Origin of the sequence: uncultured Caballeronia sp. (assembly GCF_964243625.1) — a bacterium.
Taxonomy (GTDB): Bacteria; Pseudomonadota; Gammaproteobacteria; order Burkholderiales; family Burkholderiaceae; genus Caballeronia.
Window position 1 is genome coordinate 1 of sequence record NZ_CAXTGZ010000355.1, and the last position, 6422, is coordinate 6422.

General features: G+C 59.3%; 3 protein-coding genes and 2 pseudogenes. 1 reads left to right on the top strand and 4 read right to left on the bottom strand.

The genetic code is table 11. From position 1 onward, the window contains the following. On the top strand, positions 1 to 2117 hold a 2117-nt coding region (locus ACFFAR_RS21465; RefSeq protein WP_375508424.1), incomplete at its 5' end, for a DEAD/DEAH box helicase. A 197-nt stretch (positions 2118 to 2314) separates the two neighbouring features. Here ACFFAR_RS21465 and ACFFAR_RS21470 read toward each other — a convergent pair. The 4 genes and pseudogenes from ACFFAR_RS21470 to ACFFAR_RS21485 form a co-directional block, all read right to left on the bottom strand. Continuing rightward, a complete protein-coding gene (locus ACFFAR_RS21470) occupies positions 2315 to 3202 on the bottom strand; it encodes a hypothetical protein (RefSeq protein WP_174364496.1) in 888 nt (295 codons plus the stop codon). Between the two features lie 130 nt (positions 3203 to 3332). Further along, positions 3333 to 4646: pseudogene (locus tag ACFFAR_RS21475) on the bottom strand (ShlB/FhaC/HecB family hemolysin secretion/activation protein); the annotation flags it as partial. Then, positions 4643 to 5329: pseudogene (locus tag ACFFAR_RS21480) on the bottom strand (filamentous hemagglutinin N-terminal domain-containing protein); the annotation flags it as partial. The pseudogenes ACFFAR_RS21475 and ACFFAR_RS21480, both read right to left, overlap by 4 nt. Before the next feature lie 186 nt (positions 5330 to 5515). Next, the coding region (locus ACFFAR_RS21485) for a heavy metal translocating P-type ATPase (protein ID WP_375508425.1) at positions 5516 to 6422 on the bottom strand (907 nt) is incomplete at its 5' end.

Below are 6422 nucleotides of genomic sequence, written 5' to 3' on the forward strand. Positions count from 1 at the left end.
GTGTGATCGACGCGGATCGCGATGTGATCATTGCCGCAGCGACAGCCGCCGGCAAAACCGAAGCGGCGTTCTTCCCGATCCTTTCGAACCTGCTGCGCGATGAACCCGTCGCGTCCAGCGTGCTGTACATCAGCCCGCTGAAGGCATTGATCAACGATCAGTGGTCGCGGCTAGAGGGTTTGTGCGAGACGCTGGAGATTCCCGTAGTCGGGTGGCATGGCGATGTATCGGCGAGCCGTAAGCAGCGTTTCTTGAAGAAGCCATCGGGCATTTTGCTCATCACGCCCGAATCGCTCGAGGCCATGTTCGTCACGCGCGGATCTTCGCTTGCCAACACCTTCGGTTCCCTCCGATACATCGTCGTGGATGAGCTGCATGCGTTCATTGGCTCCGAGCGTGGCATGCAACTGCAGTCGCTGCTCAAACGCGTGGATCGCGTATGCGGCCGATTCGTGCCGCGCGTGGGATTATCGGCGACGCTCGGCGACATGCAGCTTGCCGCGCAATTTCTGAGGCCGAAGGCGGAGAAGCCGGTTGAGATCATCGAGTCGAAAGGGAGTTCGCGGGAGATACGGCTCATCATCAAGGGCTTCGTGCAGACGCCGGCGCGTGTTGACGCGCAACCCGATATCCGCAGTCCGCAACTCGAAGACGCCGTGCCTGGCAGCACGCTTGAAATCGCGAACCAGATGTACCTCGCGCTGCGTGGTGCAAACAACCTCGTGTTCCCGAACAGCCGGCGGCAGGTCGAGCTTTATGCCGACCTGTTGCGCCGCGCATGCGAACGCGACGGTCATCCGAACGAGTTCTGGCCGCACCACGGCAGTCTTTCGAAGGAGCTGCGCGAAGACGCCGAAAACGCGCTGCGTTCGGGCGACCGGCCAGCGACGGCGGTGTGTACATCGACGCTTGAACTTGGTATCGACATTGGCGCGGTGAAAAGTGTCGCGCAAGTGGGGCCGCCGCCATCGGTGGCTGCGCTCATGCAGCGATTAGGACGCTCGGGACGCCGCAAAGACGAGCCGGCGATCCTGCGCAGCTACTGCGTGGAAGCCGAACTTCACGCGCATTCCGGTTTCTCCGATCGCATCCGTGAAGGGCTCGTCCAGTCGATAGCCGGCGTTTTCCTGCTGCAGAAAAAGTGGGTCGAACCGCCGAGGGCGCGTGGTCTGCATGCATCGACTTTTGTGCAGCAAGTGATGTCCGTGATCGCGGAACGCGGCGGCGCGACGGCGACAGGATTGTGGGAGACGCTGGTCGAAAACGGTCCCTTCGACATGATCGATAAACCCACGTTCGCCGCCATCCTGCGCAGCCTCGGCAAAGCCGACCTGATCGTGCAGGAGAAAAGCGGCTTGCTTCTGCATGGCGTGCGCGGCGAGAAGTTGGTCAACCACTACGAATTCTATGCATCGTTTTCCAGCGATGACGAATTTCGTATCGTGGCCGGCAGCAAGCAGCTTGGATCCTTGCCCGTCGCGCGTCCTTTGATCCCGGGGCAGGGCATCATCTTCGGCGGTCAGCGCTGGCGTGTGCTGGAAGTCGATCCTGAGCGCAAGACGGTGTTTGTATCGGCGGATCGTGGCGGCGCGCCGCCTGTCTTCGATGGCGCCAGCGCGATGGTCCACGACGAAGTTCGCCGCGAGATGAAGCGCGTTCTGGCGGATGACCAGCCGGTGGTTTTCATCGATACAAAAGCGGCGAAGCTTCTTCAAGAAGGCCGCAAGTATTTTGCCGCGGCCGATCTGGCAAACAAGTCGATATTTGGCGAAGGCAATCACGTCATGCTTGCGACGTGGGCGGGTGATTGGGTGAACGACGCGCTGGTCGTGCTGCTGCGCGCTGAAAATCTCGATGCCTGGAACCAGGGGGCGGTTGTGAGCATCACCGGGTCGAAGTTCGAGACGGTGATGAGCGTGCTGCAGAAGATCGGTACGCGCACGGCTTCCGATTTGACGCGCGCGTTGAGCGTGATCCAGAACGTCGAGAACGAAAAATGGGACTGGGCCCTTCCCGACGATGTCAAACGCGCGGCTTTTGCTTCGTTGAGACTGGATATGCAGGGCGGGGTCGAGACGGCCCGGCGATTGGTGGCGGAGAATCAGGGGCGGTTGTGAGAATTGGTCCGATTGAGAGATCCGCTCACATCCATTCCTCGACGTTTCGCCAAGCCTCGCCGCGTAACGAAACCAACGTTCCCTAGGAAAACTGCCCCTTGTCCTGTCGATGTGTGCGTCCAACGTGACGCGGTGAAGGGTTGGTTAATGCATTTCCCCGGTTCGCTGAAACCGTGCCGTCTCTGCGAGGCGCCATCTCAATGAGGCAAGCCGGTTTTCAGTTCTTCTTGCACGAGGAAATCGGCCGCGATTTTGTTGTAGCCCGAGGGCATCGCATCGTCTACGTCTCCAACGTTGTGAACCGCGGCAAAATAGACTGCGCCGTTGTATTCGGCATATGCTTGTTGGTTGCTCGTGAGCAGATAACGATAGCCGCCCAAAGTCTGGACTGTGCCGCCGTAGTACGCCTGAGTCTGTTCCAGCGTAGTGAACACCTTGACCCTGCTCGCGGTGTTGAAGGACACGTGAGAAACCAACACCTTGGCGGTCTGGCGATAGGTCTGCGCGCCAGCGGGCATCGGGGTCGTGTCACTGCCGAGCAAGACAGTCAGGCCGTTGCCTCCTGCCTCGTCCCGTCCTGCTACATAACTGACACGTTGTCCCGCTACATCCTCTGCAGTCAGCGTGATTTCGTAAAGCGGCGCCGATATGCCATTCGGCCCCCACTGATAGCCCTGTGGCAGTTGCTGGAAGATGCGGGCACCGCCGAGTCCACTTGATTCGGGACCGGACGATATGAATAGGCCCTCGGCCGTGAGGTAGAGTCCTTGATTACTCGCGACATACGGGCCGAGGATGGCTGTAGGAGTCGTACTGAAGTTCGTGTTTGCGTCTGCAGTCACGTAAATGCGTACCTGCCCGGTAGCTGTCGGATAAAACGCATCTGCATAGTTTGCGGCGAACTGATAATAGCCCGCACCGGTGCCATCCAGAAATATGCCATCAAAGAAGCTCGGGTTTGCGGCCGCTGTGTCCGCTGCAGAAGTATCCGGAGAACCGGATGGCGTCAGGGCCGTGTTCGAGGTGGAGGAAGGGTTGTCACTGTTGCCACCGCCGCAGGCAGTCAACATGGCAACGAGCGCCAAGGCTGTCGCTATTGTAGCCTTGCGCGAAACATTATATTTTGGATACCTTAAGTTTAACATGTTGCTATTCCTTTCTGAATACGCCCTTCGGGGCAGTGGGTGTGGTGTAGTTGTGATACGTGCCGGGTTGTTAGAACTGCGCTGTAGCCTGCACCCCGACCGTCACGCGCGAGGTCGGAAATCCGCTGGGCTTATAGACTGGTGTTCCGACGAACAGGTCATAAGAAAGTCCAACAAAGCGCGACGGCAGACCGCCTCGAATGCCGATCACCGCACCTGCTAGTTGAGTCCCTGCGAGAAATGCCGTATTTGGTCCAAACACGCGCCCGTAGTCGATGCCTGCGTATAACGTCTGTCCCGTCTGCAAAACTGGCCACTGCAGTTCGTTGCGCCAGTAAAACCCTCGCTCCGCGGCGAGCATCGTTTCACCGTCGAAGCCACGCACGGTGTATCGGCTGCCGATGGTCAGATCGTCCAGATAGAGCAACGTGTCGTTGGTGAACTGCGCGTGTAGCGTCGTAATGTAGCGGAATGTTTGTTTGGCAACGGCGAACGGCACGAAAAGATTCGCATCGAGCACGGCCATGTGAAAGCGGTATGTCGGACCGTTGGGCAGCGGATCATCTGTCGCGCCTAGTCCACCGATGCCCTGACGGTACGCGAGGGTTCCGTCGAACTGCGAGGCTCCGAAGTAATGACGGTCTGTGAGGCCAGCTTCTATGAACGTGTTGTTGCGCCGCTGTTGCGGTATGTCGGTGTCGTCGATGAAGCTTTCGCCAAAGCGTTTGATTAGCTGAAACTCCAAGCCAAACACATCGCTCTGGCCGCGGCTCAGCACGCGCGCCAGTCGGAGCACGGCGGTCTGCGAATTGCCGCTCGTTACGAACGTCTGGTTGACGCCCGCGATCTGCTGGTAGTAGGTGTTCGTGTTTCCAGAAAGCGTCGCTAGCCAGTATCCCCATGGAACGGAGTACGAACCATTAAAGCCGTGCGAACCGAGCGACTTGTTGCCGAACGACAGGTCCTGATTTGCGCCTACCGTGAAGACGTCGTTCAGGCCGAGCGGGTTATCGATGCCGAGGCTCATGTTGCCTTGCCATTTGCCGGTCGCGTCGGTGCCCGAGTTATCGATGGATGCAACGAAGCTCCATGGCTTCGAACGCTTGACGGTCACGACGACGTCGCTTTCGCCGGGATTGCCGGTCGGCTCGATCTTCATGTCCACGTCCTGCGATGCGACGCGCTTCATTTGCTCGAGACCTTGTTCGAGGTCGCGCAAGTTCAACAGATCGCCGTCACGGGCGGGGAACGCGGATTTGACGGTACCGCGTGTGTCGGGGTCGGCGAAACGGAGCTGGCGCACGAGGCCGGGAACTAGCGCGAAGGCGAGCGTGCGTTTCGAGAGGTCCTGCTCGGGCACCAGGAGCCGTGTGGTTACGTATCCGCCGCGTTCAGTCCCGCACCGTGCACGCTGATGTTGCCGTGCGTGACGTTAAAGCCCGAGAGCGAGCCGTCGGGTGCGAAGTTCGGTGAACCGGTCGTGAGGATTGCGCGCGACGTGTTGATGAATCCGCCACCGTTCACGCTGATGCCCGAGCCATTAGCGATCACCACCTCGGCACGTTGCCCGGCGACCTCAAGACGCCCATTGATTTGGCTCGCCGCGCTGCTGTTCACCTGATTGACAATGACGCGCGCAGACTGACCGGGACCGAAGTTCGGATTGCCGTTGATCATGCCCGCCTGCTGCGTCTGCACGATGGTCGGCGAGTTGTTCAGGATGGCGCCGTTCTTCTGAACATCGAACTGGCCGTAGGTATTCATCGAAACACCGGCGCCCGATGGCCGGTTGATGTTGACCTGAGGCAGTCCGTTTTGCGTGGCGATGACGCCGGGTGCGTTAGCACCACCCGGAACGATTTGCGCGCTCGACCACGAGGGGAGCACGCCAAGTAACACAAGAGCAGCAAACGCGATCTGTCGCAGCGTGAAATTCGCACTATATGATTCCCCGCTGCGTACCGAACTCTGTCCCGCTGCCTTGCCCGTTGTCGTGGCGGTTTCCTCGACGGCAACGAGCATGTTCCTCAGTCGGCTGAATATAAGCCGATAATTATTCTTGTTCATCCGGTCTGTTTGTATTGCTAATCTTTGTCGACCGACAAAATACCGCTAGATGAACTAAATAGGTCAAAACCGACAATCAGCCGGAGCCGAAAACAACGGATTCAATTAAATCGGATTTCTCTTATTGAGGACTCGCTCGCGAGTTGCCTCTACCGCCCGTACGGATACGGGCGCTCGGAATCACCGCTACTTGCGCAACAACCGCAACCCGTTACCAACCACCAGCAAGCTCGCGCCGACATCGGCGAAAACGGCCATCCACATCGTTCCCAAACCGATGAGCGTCAGCGTCAGGAACACCGCCTTGATCCCGAGCGCCAGCACGATGTTCTGAACCAGGATGACGTGCGTCGCCTTTGACAAACGCACGAACGCCGGAATCTTGCGGAGGTCGTCGTCCATGAGCGCGACGTCCGCGGTCTCAATGGCTGTGTCGGTTCCCATGGCGCCCATCGCAAAGCCGATGTTCGCGCGTGCAAGCGCCGGGGCGTCGTTGATGCCGTCGCCCACCATACCGACGACCGACCCATCGGCGCCGAGATCGACGATCGCCTTGAGTTTGTCTTCGGGAAGCTGATTGCCGCGTGCTTCATCGATACCGACTTGCTGCGCGATCGTCTTCGCTGTGTGCGGATTGTCGCCCGTCAGCATGGCGGTACGAATGCCGAGGCTATGCAGATCATCGATTGCTTCGCGGCTCGTGTCCTTGACCGTATCGGCGACGGCGTAGAGCGCCAGCACCTCGCGTTCGTTGCTCAACGCAACGACGGTCTTGCCTTGGCGCTCGAGTGCTTCGAGGCGCAGTTCAAGAGAAGGCGAACACAAGCCGGATTCCTCCACCAGCCGATGATTGCCGAGCGAATACGAGCGGCCTTCGATCACCCCGCGCACGCCGCGTCCGGCAATGGCCTCGAATTCATCGACCATGTGAAGCTCGACTAGATCCTCTTGCGCCGATCGCGCGATCGATTGCGACACCGGATGATCCGATCTTGCGGCAAGGCTCGCGGCGATCCGGCGGTTCTCTGCGGGACCCTCTCCGTTGATAAGTTCGGCATCGGTTTGTACGGGCTTGCCGTGCGTGATGGTGCCG